At 70.7% G+C, this 19477-nt stretch carries 20 protein-coding genes; 9 read left to right on the forward strand and 11 right to left on the reverse strand.

The genetic code is table 11. The features are described 5' to 3' along the window. Positions 1-11 precede the first annotated feature (11 nt). The 10 genes from D2K64_RS14715 to D2K64_RS14760 form a co-directional block, all read right to left on the reverse strand. Positions 12-1172 (reverse strand): isovaleryl-CoA dehydrogenase, encoded by a 1161-nt coding sequence (locus D2K64_RS14715; protein WP_120009141.1) that lies wholly within the window; start codon positions 1170-1172, stop codon positions 12-14. Between the two features lie 163 nt (positions 1173-1335). Further along, positions 1336-2205, reverse strand: a complete 870-nt coding sequence (locus D2K64_RS14720; protein ID WP_120009142.1) for a type 1 glutamine amidotransferase — start codon at positions 2203-2205, stop codon at positions 1336-1338. A 101-nt stretch (positions 2206-2306) separates the two neighbouring features. Further along, positions 2307-3194, reverse strand: coding sequence for an NAD(P)H-hydrate dehydratase (locus D2K64_RS14725; RefSeq protein ID WP_120009143.1), 888 nt, complete (start codon positions 3192-3194; stop codon positions 2307-2309). Then, entirely contained in the window at positions 3191-3952 is a 762-nt protein-coding gene (locus D2K64_RS14730; RefSeq protein ID WP_120009144.1) for a histidine phosphatase family protein, read from the reverse strand. The genes D2K64_RS14725 and D2K64_RS14730 overlap by 4 nt, the downstream gene beginning before the upstream one ends. A 65-nt stretch (positions 3953-4017) precedes the next feature. Further along, positions 4018-4671, reverse strand: coding sequence for a DapH/DapD/GlmU-related protein (locus D2K64_RS14735; RefSeq protein ID WP_120009145.1), 654 nt, complete (start codon positions 4669-4671; stop codon positions 4018-4020). Between the two features lie 113 nt (positions 4672-4784). Beyond that, positions 4785-5063 carry a hypothetical protein gene (locus D2K64_RS14740; protein ID WP_120009146.1) on the reverse strand — a complete coding sequence of 93 codons (279 nt, stop codon included), beginning with the start codon at positions 5061-5063 and terminating at the stop codon, positions 4785-4787. 116 nt (positions 5064-5179) lie between these two features. Beyond that, positions 5180-6121, reverse strand: coding sequence for a dihydrodipicolinate synthase family protein (locus D2K64_RS14745; protein WP_120009147.1), 942 nt, complete (start codon positions 6119-6121; stop codon positions 5180-5182). 121 nt (positions 6122-6242) lie between these two features. Then, on the reverse strand, positions 6243-6962 hold the full coding sequence (locus D2K64_RS14750; protein WP_120009148.1) for an ABC transporter ATP-binding protein: 720 nt from the start codon (positions 6960-6962) through the stop codon (positions 6243-6245). Next, entirely contained in the window at positions 6962-8836 is a 1875-nt protein-coding gene (locus tag D2K64_RS14755) for a branched-chain amino acid ABC transporter ATP-binding protein/permease (protein ID WP_202910676.1), read from the reverse strand. Before D2K64_RS14755 ends, D2K64_RS14750 begins: the two co-directional genes overlap by 1 nt. After that, complete coding sequence (locus D2K64_RS14760; RefSeq protein WP_120009149.1) at positions 8833-9873, reverse strand: branched-chain amino acid ABC transporter permease; 1041 nt, start codon at positions 9871-9873, stop codon at positions 8833-8835. The genes D2K64_RS14755 and D2K64_RS14760 overlap by 4 nt, the downstream gene beginning before the upstream one ends. Before the next feature lie 130 nt (positions 9874-10003). Here D2K64_RS14760 and D2K64_RS14765 point away from each other — a divergent pair, with 130 nt between their 5' ends. From D2K64_RS14765 to D2K64_RS14790, 5 genes are all read left to right on the forward strand, one after another. Next, on the forward strand, positions 10004-10285 hold the full coding sequence (locus D2K64_RS14765) for a hypothetical protein (protein ID WP_120009150.1): 282 nt from the start codon (positions 10004-10006) through the stop codon (positions 10283-10285). A gap of 66 nt (positions 10286-10351) precedes the next feature. Next, a complete protein-coding gene (locus D2K64_RS14770; protein WP_120009151.1) occupies positions 10352-11968 on the forward strand; it encodes an ABC transporter substrate-binding protein in 1617 nt (538 codons plus the stop codon). 316 nt (positions 11969-12284) lie between these two features. Next, on the forward strand, positions 12285-13286 hold the full coding sequence (locus D2K64_RS14780) for a site-specific integrase (protein ID WP_120009206.1): 1002 nt from the start codon (positions 12285-12287) through the stop codon (positions 13284-13286). Further along, the gene (locus D2K64_RS14785) at positions 13283-13840 is read left to right on the forward strand and encodes a hypothetical protein (protein ID WP_120009153.1); all 558 of its coding nucleotides are present in this window, start codon (positions 13283-13285) and stop codon (positions 13838-13840) included. The genes D2K64_RS14780 and D2K64_RS14785 overlap by 4 nt, the downstream gene beginning before the upstream one ends. Next, positions 13837-14613, forward strand: a complete 777-nt coding sequence (locus D2K64_RS14790) for a segregation and condensation protein A (RefSeq protein WP_120009154.1) — start codon at positions 13837-13839, stop codon at positions 14611-14613. Before D2K64_RS14785 ends, D2K64_RS14790 begins: the two co-directional genes overlap by 4 nt. Here the strand turns inward: D2K64_RS14790 and D2K64_RS14795 are convergent. After that, positions 14570-15535, reverse strand: coding sequence for a 2-hydroxyacid dehydrogenase (locus D2K64_RS14795; protein WP_120009155.1), 966 nt, complete (start codon positions 15533-15535; stop codon positions 14570-14572). The genes D2K64_RS14790 and D2K64_RS14795 overlap by 44 nt on opposite strands. 69 nt (positions 15536-15604) lie before the next feature. On the opposite strand from D2K64_RS14795, the gene D2K64_RS14800 reads away from it, so the two are divergent. Genes D2K64_RS14800 through D2K64_RS14815 form a run of 4 tightly spaced genes read left to right on the forward strand, consistent with a single transcriptional unit; the run spans position 15605 to position 19477 of the window. Beyond that, positions 15605-16780 (forward strand): ABC transporter substrate-binding protein, encoded by a 1176-nt coding sequence (locus D2K64_RS14800; protein ID WP_238384204.1) that lies wholly within the window; start codon positions 15605-15607, stop codon positions 16778-16780. Then, positions 16732-17862 (forward strand): ABC transporter ATP-binding protein, encoded by a 1131-nt coding sequence (locus tag D2K64_RS14805; RefSeq protein WP_238384205.1) that lies wholly within the window; start codon positions 16732-16734, stop codon positions 17860-17862. The genes D2K64_RS14800 and D2K64_RS14805 overlap by 49 nt, the downstream gene beginning before the upstream one ends. Continuing rightward, a complete protein-coding gene (locus tag D2K64_RS14810) occupies positions 17859-18695 on the forward strand; it encodes an ABC transporter permease (RefSeq protein ID WP_120009157.1) in 837 nt (278 codons plus the stop codon). The genes D2K64_RS14805 and D2K64_RS14810 overlap by 4 nt, the downstream gene beginning before the upstream one ends. Further along, positions 18692-19477 carry an ABC transporter permease gene (locus D2K64_RS14815; protein WP_120009158.1) on the forward strand — a complete coding sequence of 262 codons (786 nt, stop codon included), beginning with the start codon at positions 18692-18694 and terminating at the stop codon, positions 19475-19477. The genes D2K64_RS14810 and D2K64_RS14815 overlap by 4 nt, the downstream gene beginning before the upstream one ends.

Raw genomic sequence — 19477 nt, forward strand, 5'->3', positions numbered from 1 at the left:
GCACCGCAGGATCAGGCCGTTTCATGGAACAGCTCGCGGCCGATCAACATGCGGCGGATCTCGGATGTGCCGGCGCCGATCTCGTACAGCTTCGCGTCCCGCAGCAGGCGCCCGGTCGGATAATCATTGATGTAGCCGTTGCCGCCCAGCGCCTGGATCGCCTCCAGCGCCATCCAGGTGGCCTTTTCCGCCGCATACAGGATGGCGCCGGCCGCGTCCTTGCGCGTCACGCGCCCGGCATCGCAGGCCCGCGCCACGGTGTAGACATAGGATTGGGCGGCACTCATCACCGTGTACATGTCGGCAATCTTGCCCTGCATCAGCTGGAACTCGCCGATCGGGCGGCCGAATTGCCGCCGCTCGCGGACATAGGGCAGCACCACGTCGAGGCAGGCGCGCATGATGCCGACCGGCCCCGCCGCCAGCACCGCCCGCTCGTAGTCGAGGCCGCTCATCAGCACCTTTACCCCGGCGCCGATGTTGCCCAGGACATTGTCCTCGGGCACCTCGCAATCCTGGAATACCAACTCGCAGGTGTTGGAGCCGCGCATGCCAAGCTTGTCGAGCTTCTGCGCCGTGCTGAAGCCGCGATATCCTTTCTCGACCAGGAAGGCGGTGATGCCGCGCGAACCCGCTCCCGGATCGGTCTTGGCATAAACCACCAGCACGTCGGCATCGGGCCCGTTGGTGATCCACATCTTGGTGCCGTTCAGCACGAAGCGATCACCGCGCTTCTCCGCCCGCAGCCGCATGCCGACCACGTCGGAGCCTGCGCCCGGCTCGCTCATCGCTAGGGCGCCGACATGCTCGCCGGAGATCAGGCGGGGCAGGTAGCGGCGCTTCTGCTCCTCACGGCCATTGCGGCGGATCTGGTTGACGCACAGGTTGGAGTGGGCGCCGTAGGACAGGGCGACCGAGGCGGAGGCGCGGCTGATCTCCTCCATCGCCACCACATGCTCGAGATAGCCCATGCCGGCGCCGCCATGCTCCTCCTCGACGGTGACGCCGAGCAGGCCCATCGCCCCGAACTTGCGCCACAGATCCATCGGGAAGCTGTTGCTGGCATCCACCTCCGCCGCGCGCGGCGCGATCTCGGCCGCGGCGAAGGCCGCGACCTGTTCGCGCAGCGCATCCGCCGTCTCGCCCAGGCCCAAATGCAGGCCGGTCATCATCCGCGCTCCTCCCGCTGCTCCGCCCGGCTTTCCCGCCGGTTCTTGGCCGTCCCCTCCGGGACACGCCGCCGCATCCTGGCACGGGGCGCGGGGGCAGCGACACCCCCTGCGCGATCCGGCGGATCTCAGCGAGAAGCTGAGCGGGTGGAGCTGGACTCCCGCCTCAATCGCCGCCGCGGCGGGCCCGGCGCGGCTCGGCCAGATGGCGGATGAAGTTGCGGAGCTCGCTGCGCCGCAGGATCGCGTCAGTGACCTGCCGGTCGAGGCCGAGCTCCCAGGCGAGGTCCCGGCGCGACGGGGCCGCGCCCAGCGCCTCGATCCGGCGGGCATGCTGTTCCAGCGCCGCCTCGTCCTGCGCCAGCCCGGCCTCGATCAGCCCCGCCGCCTGCCGGCGCAGCGCTTCCGCCACTTCGCGCAGCGATAATTCGGGATGGTATTGAACGCCCCAGAACAACCCCGCCCCGAAGCGGATCTCCGCCGCCTGCACCGCGGTTCCCTCGCTGCAGGCGAGCAGCGTGGCCCCCGGCGGCAGGCGCCGAACCTCGTCCGAATGGATGGCGGGCGCATCGAAAGCGGCCGGGCGCCCCGCTAGCAGCGGATGCCGCCGGCCCTCGGCGGTGGGCGTGATCCGCCGGGCGAAGCCGGCCTCGCGTCCGCCCTCGCGCGGGCCGACCTCGCCGCCCGCCGCCGCCACGGCCAGTTGCAAGCCGGCGCAGGAACCGAAGGCCGGCGCACCGGAGGCGAACACGGCCCGCGTGAAGGCCAGGACGCGGCGCGTTTCCGGAGTATCCTCCTGGACATGCAGCGGCGCGCCGCAGAAAAACACGGCATCGTAGCGGCCGAGCGCCTCGGGCCGCAGGTCCGGCGCATCATCCTCGGCCGGCTTCACCTGATCGCAGCGCGCCCCCGGCGCCAGCTGCTGCAGGGTTTCCACATAGGTTTCGCCGGAGCTTTGGCCGGCACTGGCCCGGCGGGCCTCGCGTTCTTCCGGCGCCTCGCTTTCGGCGACCAGGAAGCGGAATGGTTCTGGCATCGATGTTCCCGCGGCGCCCGCGGTTGGAATGGCGCCCTTGGGCCACCAGATGAGCCCGGCCGCCGTTCCAACAAGGGCGGGCGGCGCGGGGCCGGAATGCGCTAGCCTGCCATGCTGGCCAGGACGCGCGGGATTTCCGCGGGCAGGTCGCGCGCCAGGAAGCCGATGCCGCCCTGGCGTTCCAGCAAGATGCGGCCGGCTTCGCTGTGCAGAAAGACGCCCCACAGGGCGGCTTGCAGGGGCGGCGCGCCGCGGGCCAGCAATCCGGCGATCACGCCCGCCAGTACGTCGCCCGAGCCGGACATGGCCAGCCCGGCATTGCCGGCATCATGACGCCAGGCCTGCCCTTCCGGCGTGACGATGTGGGTGCAGCCGCCCTTCATCACCGTGACTGCTTGCAACCGGCCCGAGGCCTCGCGCGCTGCGCCGAGCGGATCGGCCCGCACGGTGTCGCGGCCGGTTTCCAGCAGCCGCGCCATCTCTCCTTCATGCGGCGTGATCACCACGCGGCCGGCGTGCCGGCGCACCGCCTGCTGCTGCCGCGACAGCGACTCCAGCGCCGCGCCATCGAGCACCAGGGCAGGGCCGTCCAGGCGGGGAAGCAGGGAGGCCAGCAAGGCCGAAATCGGCTCGCCGCCCATCATGCCCGGGCCCAGGAGCAGCGCATCTGCGGCGCCGCCGCGCCGCGCCAGCACCTCGGCGGCCGCGGCCGCCACAGCGCCCTCCTCGGTTTCCGGCAGGCCGATCACCCGGGCCTCCGGAACCGCCAGGGCCAGCGGAACAGCGACGGACGCGGCGCTGGCCAGTTGCAGCCGCCCCGCCCCGGCGCGCAGCGCGGCGGTGCCGGCCAGCAGCACCGCGCCCGGCACTTCCCGGCAGCCGCCCGCCACCAGCACCGCGCCGCGGCTGTTCTTGTCCGCGTCGTTTCCCGGCTGCGGCAGCGGATGGCGGCGCAGCCATGCCGCATCCAGCGGTGTGGCGCCGCTCATCGGGGCGCTCCCCCGGGGGGCTCGCGGGTGGTGGGCGTGCCCTCCCGCTCCAGCGGCGCGGTGTGGTTGTAGCGCCGCAACGCCAGCCCTCCATCCAGACCATGGGAAGGATCGAAGGCGTATTCCGTGACGCCGCAATTCGCCACGTCGGCCTCGCGGTCGATGGCGAGGATCTGCTCCTCCGTGAGGTCTTCCAGCAGGTAGCGCAGGCACAGCACCACCACCTGGTGCCCAACGATGAGGACCCGCCGGCCGCCATGGTGCAGGCTGATGGTGTCGAAAGCGCTGCGGAGCCGCAGGATCACATCGCACCAGCTCTCGCCACCAGGGGGACGGTGGTAGAATTTGCCGAGGAAACGGCGGAACTCCACCTGGTCCGGATGATGCTCGGCGATGCCATAATGCGTCAGCCGGTCCAGCACGCCGAATTCCTTCTCGCGCAGCCGCTCGTCGACCACGAAGTGGCCGGCGCCCGGCGCCAGGCCGCCCTCAGCCCGGATGTGGTCGGCAGTCTGCCAGGCCCGCCGGTAGGGCGAGGTGATCAGGATTTCCGGCCGTTCCTGTTCCGGCATGCCCGCGAACCACCGGCCCAGCGCCGCGGACTGGGTTTCCCCCAATGGGCTGAGCGGCACGTCGACATCGCGCTCGGCGATGTCGATGCGGGCTTGCCGGGCCGCCTGCGCTGCCGCCCGCGCCACATTGCCGGCGCTTTCGCCGTGCCGGACGATCCAGAGACGCTCGGGCCAACGCTGCGTCATGCTCCACCTCCTTGCCACCTTGCCAGGGAGGTGAACGCCGCACGGCAGGGGCCGTTACTGCGGCATCAGCCTTCGGCCGGCATGTTGGGGCGGGGGTCCCACCGGTCGCAGAAGGCCTCGATGTCGCCCGCCTGGAAGCTCTCCAGGCGCTGCAGGATGGTCTCGAAGGGCCAGTTCCACCAGGCGATGCGCTGCAGCCGCTCGGCCGTGGCGCGGTTGAAGCGCTCGCGCAGCAGCCGGGCCGGGACGCCGCCCACGATGCTGTAGGGGGGCACATCCCGCGTCACCACGGCACCGGCGGCCAGCACGGCGCCGTGGCCCACGGTGACGCCGGGCAGCACCGTCACGCCGTGGCCGATCCAGACATCATGCCCGATCACCACCCGGGCGTCCCGCCGGGCGGCGAAGAAGGCGGCGTCCCGTTCCGCTCGGGCGTCGTAGTATTCCGGGCAATAGGTGAAGCGGTGCAGCGAGGGGCGGTCCATGGGATGGTTCGGCGCGCCGATGCGGACCGCGGCGGCGATGGCGCAGAAGCGGCCGATGCTGGCGTCCGCCACCATGCAGCCCGGACCCAGATAGCTGTAGTCGCCGAGGCTGGAATATTCGAGCGCCGCCCCCTCCGGCACTTCGCAGCATCGCCCGATCTGGGCTTCCCGCAGGCGGGCGGCGGGGTGGATGCGGGTTTCGGCGAATTTCGGCTGCGGCGGGAGTTGGGACATAGCGGGTTTCCGGCAAGGCGGTCCCACTTAGCAGCCGGGCGCCCCTCCGTTCATGACGCTTCCGTGGCAACCCCGCACCAGGACCCGTGAAGGAATGCTCCTGGAGAAGCGTCTCAGCCCTGGCGCAGCATCTCGTCGGCGCGGCTTTCCAGCGCCCGCGCAGCGTCGCGGGCCGCGTGCACCTTGGTGGCCGTCTCGCCCAGCGCGGCGTTGTAGCGCTGCATCTCGCCGGACAGGCTGGCGGTGGCCTCCCGCATATCGGCCACGCTGGCCCGGAAGGCGGCCACCGCCGCCTTCTGCTCGCGCAATGCGCTGTCCAGGCGGCGCAGCGCTAGGCGCAGCCGGTCCTCGTCGGAGCGGGGAAAATCAACGAGGTTGGCGGTCTGGCTCATGGCGGGATCCTTGTCTCTCCTGGCAAAACCTACCCGCCGGTTAAATCGTCTCGCAAGAGGAGACGAAGTCACGCTTGAGAGACATGTCTTAAGACGGATCCCGCACATCGGCCGTGTCAGCGCACCGTGCGCGCCGCCCGGGGATCGTGCCGGGCCACGCGAGACAGCAGGTACTCGACCTCCGCCTTCGCCTTGGCGGTGAGGCTGGCGCCCGGCTTGCGCTGCGCGTCGGAGGCGATGATGCCGCGCTTGGCCATCACGTATTTCCGCACGGCGAGACCCAATGCTCCCTGCTGCTGCTCGTAGCGCAGCAGCGGCAGGTGGGCATCGAACAGGTCATGCGCGGCGTCGCGCTGGCCCTCGGCCTGCAGCCGCACCACGTCGCACAGCATGTCGGGGAAGGCGTAGCCGGTCATGGCGCCGTCGGCGCCCCGCTCCACCTCGAAATCCAGGAACAGCCCGCCATTGCCGCACAGGATGGAGATCGGCCGCATCGAACCGTCCGCCTGGAAGCCGCGCAGGGTCGAGATCTTCTCCAATCCCGGCCAGTCCTCGTGCTTCAGCATCACGCAGGCCGGGTTCTCCTGCACGATGCGGCGGATCACCGCCGGCGTCATCACCACGCTGAAGGTTTGCGGGAAGTCCTGGATCACGAACGGCACGTCGGTGCCGATCGCCTCGGATGCCTGGCGATAATAGGTGGTGATCTGGTCATCGGTGCGCAGCGTGTTGGGTGGCGCGATCATCACGCCGGCCGCGCCCTTGTCCATCACCGCGCGCGTCAGGCCGGCCATCGCGGCGAAGCCCGGCGCGGAAACGCCGATGATCACCGGCAGCCCCTCGGTGCGGTTGATGAAGCGCGTGGCGATCTCCAGCGCTTCCGCGGCGTCCAGCTTGGGCGCCTCGCCCATCACGCCGAGCACCGTCATGCCGGTGCTGCCGACCGAGCGGTAGAAGTCGATCATGCTGTCGATCGAGGCGTAGTCGATACGGCCATCCGCGTGGAACGGGGTCGGCGCGATCGGGTAGACGCCCTTGGCGTCCGGCGTGAGGGGCATGGGTTTCTCTCCGGCTGAACAGGATGCGATCCTAGCCACCCTTGTTGCCGGCGGAAACCCGGGTGGCCGGATCGAGGGCCCGGAACCCAGGCACCCGCCGCGCTCCGGTGTCCGGCCGGGCTCAGGCCGTGGCGCCGCGCAGCCCGAGATAGGCTTCCACGATGCGCCCGTCAGCCGCGATATCCTCCGGCGAACCTTCCAGCGCCACCCGGCCATGTTCGAGCAGGACGCCGTGGTCGGCGATGCGCAGCGCGGCGCGGGCATTCTGTTCCACCAGCAGCACCGACAGGCCGTTGTCGCGCAGGGCCACCACGGCGCGCAGGATCTGGCTGACCGCCTGCGGCGCCAGGCCGAGGCTCGGCTCATCCAGCATCAGCAGGCGCGGCTCGCCCATTAGCGCGCGGCCGATCGCCAGCATCTGCTGCTCGCCGCCTGACAGCGTGCCGGCCTGGCCGCGGCGCCGCTCCTGCAGGCGCGGGAACAGGGCGAACACCTCGCGCAGCATGGGCTGGCTGCTGCCGCTCCGGTGGAAGCGGCCGAGGCGCAGATTGTCTTCCACGCTCATGCCGCCGAACAGCTCGCGCTGCTGCGGCACCAGGGACAGGCCGAGCCGCACCCGTGCTTCGAGGTCGAACCCCTCGATCGGCCGGCCATCGAAGACGATGCTGCCAGAGCAGGGCAGGGCGCCGATCACCGCGTGCAGCAGCGTGCTCTTGCCCGCTCCGTTCTCGCCTAGGATGGTGACGATCCGCCCCTGCGGCACGCCGAGGCTGACACCGTGCAGCGCGCGCTGGGAGCCGTGCGTCACGTCCAGATGATCCAGGGCAAGCAGCGCCGGCATCAAGCAACACCTCCCAGGTAAGCCTCGATCACCGCCGGGTTGCGGCGGATCTCGCGCGGCGTACCCTGCGCCAACTCGGTGCCGAAATTCATCACCACGAGGCGGTCGGTCAGCCGCATCACGAAATCCATGTCGTGCTCCACCAGCACGAGGCCCAGCCCGTCGCGGCGCAGATCGTCGAGCAGGTCCATCAGCTCGGCCCGGTCGCGCGGTCGGAGCCCAGCCGCCGGCTCGTCCAGCAGCAGAACCGCCGGGTCGAGGCACAAGGCGCGGGCGATCTCCACCAGGCGCCGGCGTCCGAGCGGCAACTGGCAGGCGATGCGATGGGCATAGGGCGTGAGGCCGACGCGGTCGATCTGCCGCCAAGCCTCGGCATGCAGCACCGCCTCCTCGCGCTGGTCGAGGCCGAGCATGCCGCGCAGCACGCCCGCCCGGCCACGCAGATGGGTGCCAAGCAGCACGTTCTCGAACACCGTCAGCCCCGGCACCAGATGCACCGTCTGGAAGGAGCGTGCGAGGCCCGCCGCCGCCAGCCGGCGCGGCGCGGCGCGGCGCAGCGGCTGGCCGAGCAGCACCCCATCGCCGCCGCAGGGCGGGATCACGCCGCACAAGAGGTCGAAGGTGGTGCTCTTGCCCGCGCCGTTGGGGCCGATCAGGCCAACGATCTCGCCCGCCTTCACCGTCAAGCCGACGCCATCCACCGCCAGGACGCCGCCGAAGCGCTTGCGCAGCCCTGTCGCCCGCAGCAGTTCGGCACCGGGACGTGGGTGGGGCCGCGCCGGGAGGGTCTCGCCCGGAGGAAGAACCGCCGCTTCCGGTTCGGGCGGCGCCAGCCAGCGGCGGAACGGATGGCGCAGCAGCGGCCACAACCCGCCCGGCGCGACATGCAGCAGCAGAAGAAGGAGACCGCCGGATAGCACCAGATCAACATCGCCGCCTGTCCCGAGCAGCGGCGGCAGCCATGGCTGCACCGGCGCGTGCAGCGCGGTCCACAGCGCCGCGCCGAGCAGCGCGCCGGCGATGTGTGCCGAGCCGCCGACCACCGCCATCAGCAGGTAGTTCAGGCTGGCATCCACGCCGAAGCTGCCGGCGCTGACGCCACGATCGAGATGCGCCTGCAGCCAGCCGGCGAGGCCGGCCAGCACGGCGGCGTAGATGAAGGCCGACATGCGGATGTGGAAGCTGTTGATGCCGAGCGCCTCGGCCGCCCGGGACCCGCCGCGCAGCGCGTGCAGCGCGCGGCCCATGCGGCCGTGCAGCAGGCCCGAGGTCATCGCCACGGCAGCCACCAGAGCCGCCAGCACCAGGGCGTAGAAGCGCCAGGGTGTGGCGAAATCCAGTGTCAGGAACACTACCGGCGGTAGCTTTTCCAGATGGCCGAGCCCTTCGACCCGGCCCAGCAGGAAAACGAAGGCGACGTTCCAGGCCAGGGTGGCGATGGCCAGATAGTGCCGCCGCAGCCGCAGCGTCACCGCGCCGACCAGCGCCCCCGCCATTCCGGCCGACAGCAGCGCCGCGCCCAGGCCGAGCCAGGGCGACAGGCCCCAGCGGGTCGTCGCCAGCGCGCTGGCATAGGCACCGATGCCGACGAACATGGCCTGGCCGAGGGCGCCCAGCCCGGCCGCGCCGGTCAGCACCACGAGCCCCAGCACCACCAGCGCCGCGATCCCCGCTTGGCACAGCAACAGCATCCAGCCGGCGGACAAGCCGGGCATCATCGGCACCAGCATGGCGAGAAACAGAACCGTCCAGGGAAGCAGCCAGCGCAACGATGCCGGCACGGCATCGGAGGGCGCCGGCTGGCGCGGCGGCGGCGGGTCCTCCCGCGGCGGTTCCCGCAGCAGAGCGGCCGGATGCGGCAGGGCGATGCTCATTCCTCGCTTTCCTCCGCCGCCGGATTGGCTTGCCAGGACCGCCACAGCAGCACCGGCAGCAGCGCGGCGAAGATCAGCGCCTCACCCGCCTCGCCGAGGGCGAGGGAAAAGCGTTCCGCCAGCCCAATCCCGAGTGCACCGATCGCCGCCAGCGGATAGGAGCCAAGGCCGCCGATCACGGCGGCCAGGAATCCCTTCAGCGCCAGGGCGAAGCCCGTGTCATAGGCGATGGCGGTGCCTGCCGAAGCCAGGATGCCGGCCAGCGCGCCGATCGCCGCCGCCAGGGTCAGGGCGACATGGCCGCACAAGGCCGGGGAGATCGCCACCAGCCGCGCCCCCTGCGGATTCACGGCCGTGGCGCGCAACGCCTTACCGGTCAGGCTGCGCTGAAAGAACAGCAACAATGCTGCGCCCAGCATCAGCACCGTCAGCGCCACCACCACCGTCTGTCCGCCCAGCGTCACCGGCCCCAGCGACAGGCTGGCCGCCGCCAGATGGGTGGTGCGCTGCGCCGCCGCGCCGAACATCGCCAGGCCGGCGCCCATCAGCGCCAGATGCAGCGCAACCGAGGCCAGCAGCAGCGCCGGCGCGCCGGCCTGCACCAGCGGCCGGTAGACCAGGTCGTAGAGGTGCGGACCCATCGGCACCACGATGAGCAGCGCCAGCAGGGCGCGCAGGATCTGCGTCGCGCCGAACACCAGCGCCAGTTCGGTCAGCCCGGCCAGCAGCAGCGCCGGCAGCAGCATCACGGCCAGGTCGCGCCACAGCGCGCGCCGGCCGGCGGGACGGCGGGCCCGCCACAACCGCAGCGCCGCCGCTCCCACCGACAGCGCCGCCAGCAGCCACAGCGTCGCGGGCCGGCTGCCGGCTTCCAGCGCCGACAGGGTCAGTGCCCCGAAGGCGGCGAACTCGCCGATCGGCACGAGAATGATGCGCGTGACAGTGAAGGTGATCACCAGCGCCAGGGCCAGCAGGCCGTAGATGGCACCGCCGACGAGGCCCTCCTGCATCAGCATCAAGGCGGTGGGACTGTCCATCCGGCGTTCTCCCGCTGCCTTGGACCCTCAGGGTCGGGCCTGTGTCGTGCCCTTGTTGACCACTCTCATCATCAGGTCGCCGGGAACCTGGCGCGGATCGTCGGCGGGGATGTGTCGCGGCGGACATCGCTTGCCGCGGCGCGACGGCACCTTGATGTTGGAAAAGGGCAGGGCGCGAGAGGGCGGCTCCGTCGAACAGGCGGCGGTCCGGAGACCCGACGCCAGCAAGGAACTGGCCACGGAGATCCACATGGATCAGGATTCCTCCTGGTGCGCTGTTCTGATGCGCCGCCTGTGTCTTGCGGTGACGCCTTTTGTTGCAATCATGATCTGCCAGCGGGCGGGGCAAGGCAAGGTTTTCATGGCGGCGCCGGCCCGACCGGGCGAAAAGTTGGACGATTACAGATCGTGAATGCAGGGTTTCCACGCCTGACGCGGCATGCCAGCATGGTGCGGCATTCTGAGGCAAGGAGCGATCATGGCACGGCAAGAATGGGCGCGATGGAGTTTGGCGGCGGCACTGGTGGCCGGCTGGGCCGGATCGTCCGGCGCGCAGACCCTGCGCATCGGCCTCGCGGCCGAGACCACCGCGCTTGATCCGCTCAGCAACGAGATCACCTCCAACTACACGGCCACGCGGCACATCTTCGACACGCTGGTGCAGACCGACGCGCAGCAGCGGCCCGGTCCCGGCCTCGCCCTGCGCTGGAGCGCCCGCGGCGAACGGCAATGGGTGTTTGATCTGCGGCCGGATGTGCGGTTCTCGGACGGGACGCCGTTCACCGGACGCGACGTGCTGTTCACCTTCTGTCGCATCCTCAACAACCCGACCGCAGCGCCCGGCGCCTTTGCCGAGCCCGTGCGCAACATGGAGAATGTGGAGCTGGAAGGCGAGCACCGCGTGGTGGTGACCACCCGCGGGCCCAACCCGCTGCTGCCTGCCGATCTGTCCAACACCGCGATCCTGTCATCCCGCGTGGCGGGCGACCGGCCGATGCGTTTCACGCCCGAGGATGGCTGCGGCGTCGCCGGCAGCTTTCCCGCCATCAACGACTTCAACGGCGGCCAGGCGGCGATCGGCACCGGCCCGTTCACGCTGGAGGATTACGTGCCTGGCCAGCGGCTGATGCTGCGGCGGAACGAGAGCTATTGGGGCCCCAAGCCCCACTGGGCCCGCGTCGAGTTGCGGCCCGTCACCGCCGGGGGGCCACGCGTCGCCGGCCTGCTGGCGGGCGATTTCGACCTGATCGAGAACCCCGCGGCGCGCGACCTGGAACGCATCCGCCGCGATGGCCGCTTCACCGAGCAGGTCACGCCCTCCACCCGCATCATGTATTTGCAGCCGGACGTGGCCCGCGCGAGAAGCCCGATGGTCAATGAGGGCGGCCGCAATCCGCTGCAGGATCTGCGGGTGCGACAGGCGATCTCCGCCGCCATTGACCGCAAGGCCATCGTCGAGCGCGTCATGGAAGGCGCCGCCGAGGTGGCCTACCAGTTCCTGCCGGACGGCATGTCCGGCGCGCTCGACCCGGCGCCGGAGCTCCGCTTCGATCCGGCGCTGTCCCGCCGGCTGCTGGCCGAGGCCGGCTACCCCGATGGCTTCCCGCTGGTGCTGCACGCCAGCAACAACCGTTATGTCAATGATGCCAAGGTGGCGCAGACCCTGGCGCAATATCTGAGCCGCGTCGGCATCCGTGCCACGGTGGACACCATGCCGGTGTCGGTGTTCTTCACCCGTCGTCGGGAGAACGAGTTCAGCCTGACCCTGGGCGGCTGGGGCTCCTCCACCGGCGAAGCCTCCTCCTTCCTGCGGCACTGGGTGGCCACGGCGAACCGGGAGGAGGGGCTCGGCAGCCGCAACTATGGCGGATACTCGAATCCGGAGCTGGACGCGGTGCTGAAGCAGGCGCTGCGCACCATGGACGACGCGGCGCGGGAGGCGCTGCTGCGGCAGGCGGTGAGCCTTACCCTGCGCGACCTCCCCGAGATTCCGCTGTATTTCGAAAGCTCGACCTGGGCTTTCCGCAAGGATCTCGCTTTCACCGGACGGGTGGATCAGATGACGCTGGCCACGGAGGTGCGCCCGGCGCCCTGATCAGGCGGTGGGCAGCCGCGCCGTGGTGCGCGCAGCCGCCTCTTGCCGGGACGGCCGCACGTCGTCCCGGCCCGCCGCACCAGGGAGGTGATGAAAGCCGGGCACCTTGAGCCTCTGTGCTGTGGACCCGAACAGGCGGTGCGTGACCATGCCCGGACCGCTCCGGGAGCGAGCAAGCAGAACCGCATGCTTCTGAAGCATGGACCTGGAACCATCCTGTGTTACGGGATGACTGGCCCCGCGCCTGCGCGTGTTCTACATTCCCGGCCATGCGCTTGACACAAGCCGCCTTCCGTCGTCCCGGGCCGCCGGCCGCATGACCCTGCCCGCACACCGCCCTCCCGCAGCCATCGCGCCGGAAACGGCCGAGGCGAGGCTGACGGATGCCGGACAGACTGCCCTTGCCGCCGCCGAAGCCTATGCCCGCCAGTCGCTGGCACCGGAAACCCGGCGCGCCTATGCCACCGACTGGCGCCATTTTACCGAATGGTGCGGCCTGGCCGGATGTGGCGCGCTGCCGGCCGAACCGGCCGCCGTCGCGGCCTATCTCGCGGGAATGGCGCAGACCCATAGCCGCTCGGCGCTGGAACGCCGGCTGGCCGCGATCGGCCGCCAGCACAGATTGCACGGGCATCCATGGTCGGCGGCGCATCCGGCGATCCGCACCACACTGCAGGGTATCCGTCGCGCCCATGGCAGCCGCAAGCGGCAGGCCACGGCACTGACCTCGGTGGAACTGCGCAAGCTGGTGAACGCCTGCCCGGGTGACCTGGCCGGGTTACGCGACCGCGCCCTGCTGTTGCTGGGTTTCGCCGGTGCGCTGCGGCGTTCGGAGCTGGTGGGCATCGACCGGGAGCATCTGCGCTTTACGGAGACCGGGCTTCGCCTCACTCTGCCGCGTTCCAAGACGGATGCGGCGGGAGAAGGGGTGGAACTCGGCATCACCCGGGGCCGGCGGCCGCAAACCTGCCCGATCCGCGCGCTGGAAGCCTGGCTGACCGCCTCCGACACGCGCTACGGGCCGGTGTTCCGCCGCGTCGACCAATGGGGCAACATTGACCATGGGCGGCTGGTGCCGGAAGCGGTATGGCAGATCCTGCGCCGCCGCGCCGGCCAGGCCGGACTCACCGCCGCGAGCGGGGAGCGCCTGTCGCCGCACGGCCTGCGCGCGGGCTTCGTCACCGAGGCCTATATGGCGGGCGCGCGCGACGAGCAGATCATGGACCACACCCGGCACCGCGACCTGAAGACCATGCGCGGCTATGTCCGGCGCGCCAAGCTGGTGACGGAAAGCCCGGTGAAGCTGCTGGACCTGTGACGCCGGCACCGGACCCGGACTGGCTGTACCATCATTTCGAGGCCGCGGGCCCGGCCGAGGCGGTTGCGGCCTTCCGGGCCGCCGCCGCCGGCCCCGGGCTGCTGCCCTGGCGGCTCGATCTGCCGACGCTGGAGGAGGATTGGCTGCACCTGATGCTGGCGGCGCCGCCGCAGCAGCGCGGCATCAGCCTGGAAGGAGCCCGCATCCTGGCCGGCCAGCTGCGGGACGCCGTGGCCGCGCAGCAGGGCCGCGTCGAGGCGCTGGCCGCCAGCAGCCGCGCCTGTCCGCTCGACCTGCACGCCCTGATCCCGGTGCCGGCCGAGGTGCTGGCCCTGGGGCCGGATCACGCGGAGGCGCGGGACTGGCTGTGGCGCGCCTGGGGCACGCCCCGCCCGCTGCGGCATGTGCAGCCCGCGCGCGGCAGCGCGCCGGATGCGTTGCGCCTGCGCTTCTGGTCGGCCGATTGGAGTCCCTGGGCGGCGCTGCAGCGAATGCGGGAGCGCTTTCCGGCGCTGCGCTTCAAGCTGAGTCCCATCTACGAGGAAGCGGGATGAGCGGCGACGCGCCCGAGCTGCGCCTCGGCGCCTATGAGGGCCCGCTCGACCACCTGCTCGAGCTGGCCCGCGGGCAGCGCGTCGACCTGTTGAAGCTGTCCGTGCTGGAGCTGGCGGAACAATTTGGCGCCGCGCTGGATGCCGCCACGCTGGACCGCCGCATCCCGCTGCAGCGCCTGGGGGACTGGGTGGTGATGGCGGCGTGGCTGGCGCTGCTGAAGTCGCGGCTGCTGCTGCCGCAGGACAGTCCGGAAGCACGCGAAGCCGAGGCGGAGATCGACGCCTTTCGCCGGCAATTGCGGAACCGCGCCTTCACCGAGGCGGCGCGCCACTGGCTGGAGGCCCGTCCGCAGCTGTTCCGCCACCATTGGCCGCGCGGCGCCCCGGAATTGCTGGAAGAACGCGCCGGGCCGCGGGCCGACATTGTCGAGCTGCTGCGCGCATGCCTCAAGCTGCTGCAACAGCCCCCGCGGGGCGAGCCCTGGCGCCCGGCGCCTCCGCCGCTCTGGCGGCTGCCGGACGCGTTGCTGCGGCTGCGGCACCTGCTGCCGGTGCATCCCGACGGCGCGCCGATCACCGCCTTTCTGCCGCCGGCGGCGATGCTGCCGGTGCAGGACCGCGCCGCCCTCGCCAGCACCTTCCTGGCCGGGCTGGAACTGGCGCGGGAAGGCGAGGCGGTGCTGGATCAGCGCGCGCCCTTCGCCGAGCTGCGGCTGTCGCCGGCCGGGATCAGCAGACGAAATCGGCCTCCGCAACCGGCTCGCCCCGGTTGAAGCGGTCGATGTTGCCGAACATCTGGTTGATGGTCGGCGCGAAATTATCGGCCGCCATTGCGGCAATGTGGGGCGTGCAGATCGCGTTCTCCAACCCCAGCAGCGGGTTGGAAGGCGGTGTCGGCTCTTCCTCGTAGACATCCATGGCGGCGCCGAGGATCTCCTTGGCCTTCAGCGCCTCCGCGAGATCGCTTTCCACCACCACGCCGCCGCGCGCGACGTTGATCAGCACCGCCGTGGGCTTCATCCCGCGCAGCGCCTCGCGGTTGATCATGCCCCGCGTCTGCGGCGTCAGCGGGCAGTGCAGGGAGACGACGTCGGCATCGCGCAGGATCTCCTGCAGCGACGCGAAGGAGACGCCCAGCTCCGCTTCCTCGGCCGCCTCGAGTTGCCGCGTCTTGTTGTACAGGATGCGGCCGCCGAATGGCCGCAGCAGCCGGGCGAAGTTCTGCCCGATGGCGCCGAAGCCGATGATGCCCACGGTTTTGCCGAACAGGCTGCAGCTGGGCTTCGGCAGGCTCATCGGCCGCCAGTCGCCGCCGCGCAGCGAGGTATGTCCCCAGGCCAGGTTGCGCAGCAGCGCAATGGTCAGGCCGAGCGCGGCCTCGGCCACCGGCTTGGCATTGCTGGCAGTGGTGCGGGCTACGGTGATGCCCTGCGCCTTGGCCGCCTCCAGGTCGAAATTATCGACACCGACGCCCCATTTGTGCAGCAGCTTCGCCTGCTTCGCGGCAGCCATCAGCTCCCGGCCCACCGCCACCTGGCCGGACACCAGGTAATCCGCATCGGCGACGATGTCGTGCAGATGCGCCGCGTCGCGGCTGGTGGCGTGCTGCAGCGTCAGTCCGGCAGGCAGCAATTCGCGCATGCGCTCCGCCGTCTGCGGAGTGATGGGGTCGAGCACGACAATCTTGCGGGTCATCCGTCGCGGATCCTGGTTGCAAATACTGGAACAAACGCGCGCCGGGACGCCGCGCAGGGCACTCAGGGTGTGGGCAAACCGCCGCCTCCGCAAGTCATTGCGTGCGCAGCACACGGATTTCGCGCAGGGCGGGCTTTCTCCGTTGCCGTCGCCGGTGACCCTGGCCATGATGCCCGCCCTGACACACAGGGGGCTTCCACAATGACCATTTGGCAAGGCGCGGTGCTCGGCATCGCGGCGCTCGCGGCCGTCGCAGCACCCGCTTCCGCGCAGAACAGCATGACGCTGATGTCCTATGCCGGCATCTTCCGTGAGAACTACACCGACACCGTGGTCAAGCCCTTCGCGGCAAAGGGTGCCGAGGTGCAGTTCTTCGAGGGCGGCTCATCGTCGCAGATGCTGGGGACGTTGCGCGCGCAGAAAGCCGATCCGCAGGTCGACGTGGTGATCATGGATGTCACCACCGCCGCGCTGGCCTGCGCTGAAGGGCTGGTGGAGCCGGTCAGGCCGGCCGAGCTGCCGGTTCTGGCGCAGCTCGCCCCCATGGCGCGCAGCGCCGGTGGCTCTTGCGGCCCGGCGGTGACCTTTGACCATCTGGTGATGGTGTACGACACGCAAAAGGTGCAGCCGGCACCGGCCAGTCTGATGGCGATGGCCGATCCTTCGCAGCGCGGCGCGGTCGGCCTCGCGGCGCCGCCGAACATCCAGGGGCTGGCCGTCACGGCGATGCTGGCCAATGCCAATGGCGGCGACTGGAAGAACATCGGCGCGGCATTGCCGGCGTTGAAATCGATCGCGGCCAATGTGCAGACCTTTGATCCGAAGCCCGACGGCTACAGCATGATCCTCAATGATCAGCTGCGATTCGCCACGGGCTGGAACGCCCGCGCGCAGCTGTACCGCGACCAGTCGAAGAACCGCATCGGCGTGGTGCTGCCGGATGAAGGCACGGTGTTTCAGATCAACACCATCAACATCGTGGCCAACGCCAAGAACCGCGGCAAGGCTGTCGAGTTCGTCAACCACGCCCTCTCCGCCGCGGCTCAGAAGGCATTCACGGAACGCATGTTCTATGGCCCGGTGAACACCGAAGCGGGAGTCACGCCGGAAGCACTGGGGCGCACCGCGCTGGCCCCGGAATACCGCAGCAAGGTGATCGACGTCGACTGGGGCGAAATGCAGAAGCTGCGCGACGGGTGGAACCAACGCTGGCGCCGCGAGGTCATCTCGGCCGCGCCGCGATGACGATGGCGGTGGCACATCTGCGGCTGGCCGGGCTGGTGCGGCATTACGCCGGCTCGCCCTCCGCGGCGGTTGACGGCATCTCGCTCGACCTGCCGCGCGGCGCCTTGCTGGCGCTGCTCGGCCCCTCGGGCTGCGGCAAGACCACCACGCTGCGCATAATCGCCGGGCTGGAAGTGCCGGATTCCGGCACCATCCAGGTGGCCGGCCGCGACGTCACGACGCTGCCGCCGCACCAGCGGCAGATGGGCGTGGTGTTCCAATCCTATGCTCTGTTCCCGCACATGTCGGCCTCCGGCAACGTCGCCTTCGGCCTGGAAATGCGCGGCATCAGCCGTGCCGAGCGGGCACGCCGCGCCCAGGCGGCGCTGGAGATGGTGGGACTCGGCGCGCTCGGCGCGCGCAAGCCGCGGCAATTGTCGGGCGGCCAACAGCAGCGGGTCGCCCTGGCGCGCGCCCTGGCGATCGAGCCGGATCTGCTGCTGCTCGACGAACCCTTGTCAGCCCTCGACGCCAAGCTGCGCGAAGGCGTGCGCGACGAGATCCGCGCGCTGCAGCAGCGCCTCGGCACCACCACCGTCTTCGTCACCCATGACCAGACCGAGGCGCTGGCCATGGCCGACTTGGTGGCGGTGATGAACGCCGGCCGGATCGAGCAGCTGGCGGCGCCGGAAGAGATCTTCGAACGGCCGGCAACGCGCTTCGTCGCCACCTTCGTCGGCCGCGCCGCACGGTTGCGGGGCCAGCTGGAAAGCGGCGGCGTGCTGCGCTGCGGCGGCGCCGCGTTGCGCAGCACCACCGCGCTTCCGCCCGGCCCGGCGGAAGCCTTTCTACGGCCGCATCGCGTCAGGCTGCTTCGCCCGGGCCAGGCGCCGCCGCCGGGCTATGACAACACGCTCGACGCGCAGCTGCTGCGCCGCGTCTATACCGGCGAGATCGTGGTGCTCGAGGCCGACACGGCCGCGGGACCGCTCACCGCCGAGATGCATGCCGACGGCGAGGAGGGCTGGCACGGCCTCGCCCCCGGCGATGCGTTGCGGCTGGCCTTCCGGCCCGCTGACCTCGCCGTGTTTCGCGCATCATGACAGGCTGGCTGCTCGCCGCCCCGGCCCTGGCCGTCCTGGCAGTGGCGTTTCTGTGGCCGATGGCGGGGCTGTTCCGCATCAGCCTCAACCGCACCACCGAGACCGGCGCCATGGAGGCGGCGCTGACCACCGAAAGTTATGCCAAGCTGCTGGGCGATTCCTTTACCGCCGAATTGGCCTGGAACACGCTGCTGCTGGCCGGCAGCTCGGCCGCCGTGGCGACCGTGCTGGCGCTGCCGGTGGCCCTGATGGTGCGTGCCGCTTCGCCACGTTGGCGGGGCCTGCTGGCCTTGCTCGGCATCGCGCCGCTTCTGGTGTCCGCCACGGCGCGGCTGGTGGGCTGGATGGCCATTCTGGGGGATCAGGGGCTGATCAATGCCATGCTGATGGGCAGCGGGCTGCGCGACACGCCGCTGCCGCTGATCAACAACTGGACCGGCGTGCGCATCGGGTTGGTGGAAAGCCTGATGCCCTATGCCGTGCTGGTGCTGATCGCCGGCCTCGGGCGGCTCGATCCGCGGCTCGAGGAAGCCGCCGCCACCCTCGGTGCCGGGCGGGCGCGCACCTTCCTGCGCGTGACGCTGCCGCTGGCGGCGCCGGCCCTGCTGGCGGCCTGGCTGCTGACCCTGGTGCTCGGGCTGTCGTCATTCATCACGCCACGCCTGATGGGTGGTGGCCGGGTGTTCGTGATGGCAACCGAGATCTATGACCTGGCGCTAGAATACGTCGACTGGCCGGGTGCCGCGGCCCTGGCCATGCTGCTGCTGGGCGCGCTGGTCCTGCTGATGCTGCTGCGGGCCGTGACGACCCGCGGGGCGGGACGCCGCGCATGAGGCCGAGTTGGTGGCTGCGCCTCTTCGCAGCGCTGGGCTTCGTGGTGTTGCTGGCGCCCGGTGCTCTGGTGGCGCTGATCAGCATCAGCGCCGGCGACTTCCTGACCTTTCCGCCGCCTGGCTTCTCGCTGCGCTGGTACCGGGCGCTGCTGTCCAACGGCACGCTGATGTCGGCGCTCGGCACCAGCGCCCTGCTGGCGGCCATCGTTTCGGTGCTGGCGCTGCTGCTGGGCGGGCCGGCGGCCTATGCCATCGCCCGGCTGGAATTCCCCGGCCGCGGCATGCTGGAAGCGATGCTGTCGGCGCCGCTGCTGTTGCCGACCCTGGTGCTGGGCCTCGGCCTGTTGCTGGTGCTGCAGCCGCTCGGACTGGCGGCGACTTGGCCGGGACTGGTGCTGGGGCACTGCCTCGTCGCCATTCCCTTTGCCGTGCGCATCATGACCACTGCCTTCGCCACCGTGCCGAAGGAGCTGGAGGCGGCGGCCTGGACGCTCGGCGCCACGCCGCTGCAGGCGGCGCTGCGGATCACCCTGCCCAACGCCGCCCCCGGCGCCGTGGCCGCCGCGGTGCTGACCTTCCTGGTGTCCTTCGACGAAACGGTGATCAGCCTGTTCCTGGTGGGACCGCGCCTGACCACCCTGCCGGTGGAGATGTTCCGCTACGCGGAGCGCACCACGGACCCGCTGATCGCCGCGCTGGCGATGAGCCTGATCGTTTTCGCCGTCCTGATGGTCGCCCTGGTGGAGCGGCTGCTGGGCCTTACCCGAGCCATGGGAAAGTAA

Source organism: Teichococcus vastitatis (assembly GCF_003604215.1).
Taxonomy (GTDB): Bacteria; Pseudomonadota; Alphaproteobacteria; order Acetobacterales; family Acetobacteraceae; genus Pseudoroseomonas; species Pseudoroseomonas vastitatis.

Coding starts and splice junctions, on each gene's coding strand:
- D2K64_RS14780 (WP_120009206.1), top strand. CDS start 12,285: ATGACCCTGCCCGCACACCGCCCTCCCGCAGCCATCGCGCCGGAAACG.
- D2K64_RS14755 (WP_202910676.1), bottom strand. CDS start 8,836: ATGAGCATCGCCCTGCCGCATCCGGCCGCTCTGCTGCGGGAACCGCCG.
- D2K64_RS14715 (WP_120009141.1), bottom strand. CDS start 1,172: ATGATGACCGGCCTGCATTTGGGCCTGGGCGAGACGGCGGATGCGCTG.
- D2K64_RS14795 (WP_120009155.1), bottom strand. CDS start 15,535: ATGACCCGCAAGATTGTCGTGCTCGACCCCATCACTCCGCAGACGGCG.
- D2K64_RS14740 (WP_120009146.1), bottom strand. CDS start 5,063: ATGAGCCAGACCGCCAACCTCGTTGATTTTCCCCGCTCCGACGAGGAC.
- D2K64_RS14735 (WP_120009145.1), bottom strand. CDS start 4,671: ATGTCCCAACTCCCGCCGCAGCCGAAATTCGCCGAAACCCGCATCCAC.
- D2K64_RS14770 (WP_120009151.1), top strand. CDS start 10,352: ATGGCACGGCAAGAATGGGCGCGATGGAGTTTGGCGGCGGCACTGGTG.
- D2K64_RS14760 (WP_120009149.1), bottom strand. CDS start 9,873: ATGGACAGTCCCACCGCCTTGATGCTGATGCAGGAGGGCCTCGTCGGC.
- D2K64_RS14750 (WP_120009148.1), bottom strand. CDS start 6,962: ATGCCGGCGCTGCTTGCCCTGGATCATCTGGACGTGACGCACGGCTCC.
- D2K64_RS14810 (WP_120009157.1), top strand. CDS start 17,859: ATGACAGGCTGGCTGCTCGCCGCCCCGGCCCTGGCCGTCCTGGCAGTG.
- D2K64_RS14745 (WP_120009147.1), bottom strand. CDS start 6,121: ATGCCCCTCACGCCGGACGCCAAGGGCGTCTACCCGATCGCGCCGACC.
- D2K64_RS14725 (WP_120009143.1), bottom strand. CDS start 3,194: ATGAGCGGCGCCACACCGCTGGATGCGGCATGGCTGCGCCGCCATCCG.
- D2K64_RS14720 (WP_120009142.1), bottom strand. CDS start 2,205: ATGCCAGAACCATTCCGCTTCCTGGTCGCCGAAAGCGAGGCGCCGGAA.
- D2K64_RS14730 (WP_120009144.1), bottom strand. CDS start 3,952: ATGACGCAGCGTTGGCCCGAGCGTCTCTGGATCGTCCGGCACGGCGAA.
- D2K64_RS14790 (WP_120009154.1), top strand. CDS start 13,837: ATGAGCGGCGACGCGCCCGAGCTGCGCCTCGGCGCCTATGAGGGCCCG.
- D2K64_RS14815 (WP_120009158.1), top strand. CDS start 18,692: ATGAGGCCGAGTTGGTGGCTGCGCCTCTTCGCAGCGCTGGGCTTCGTG.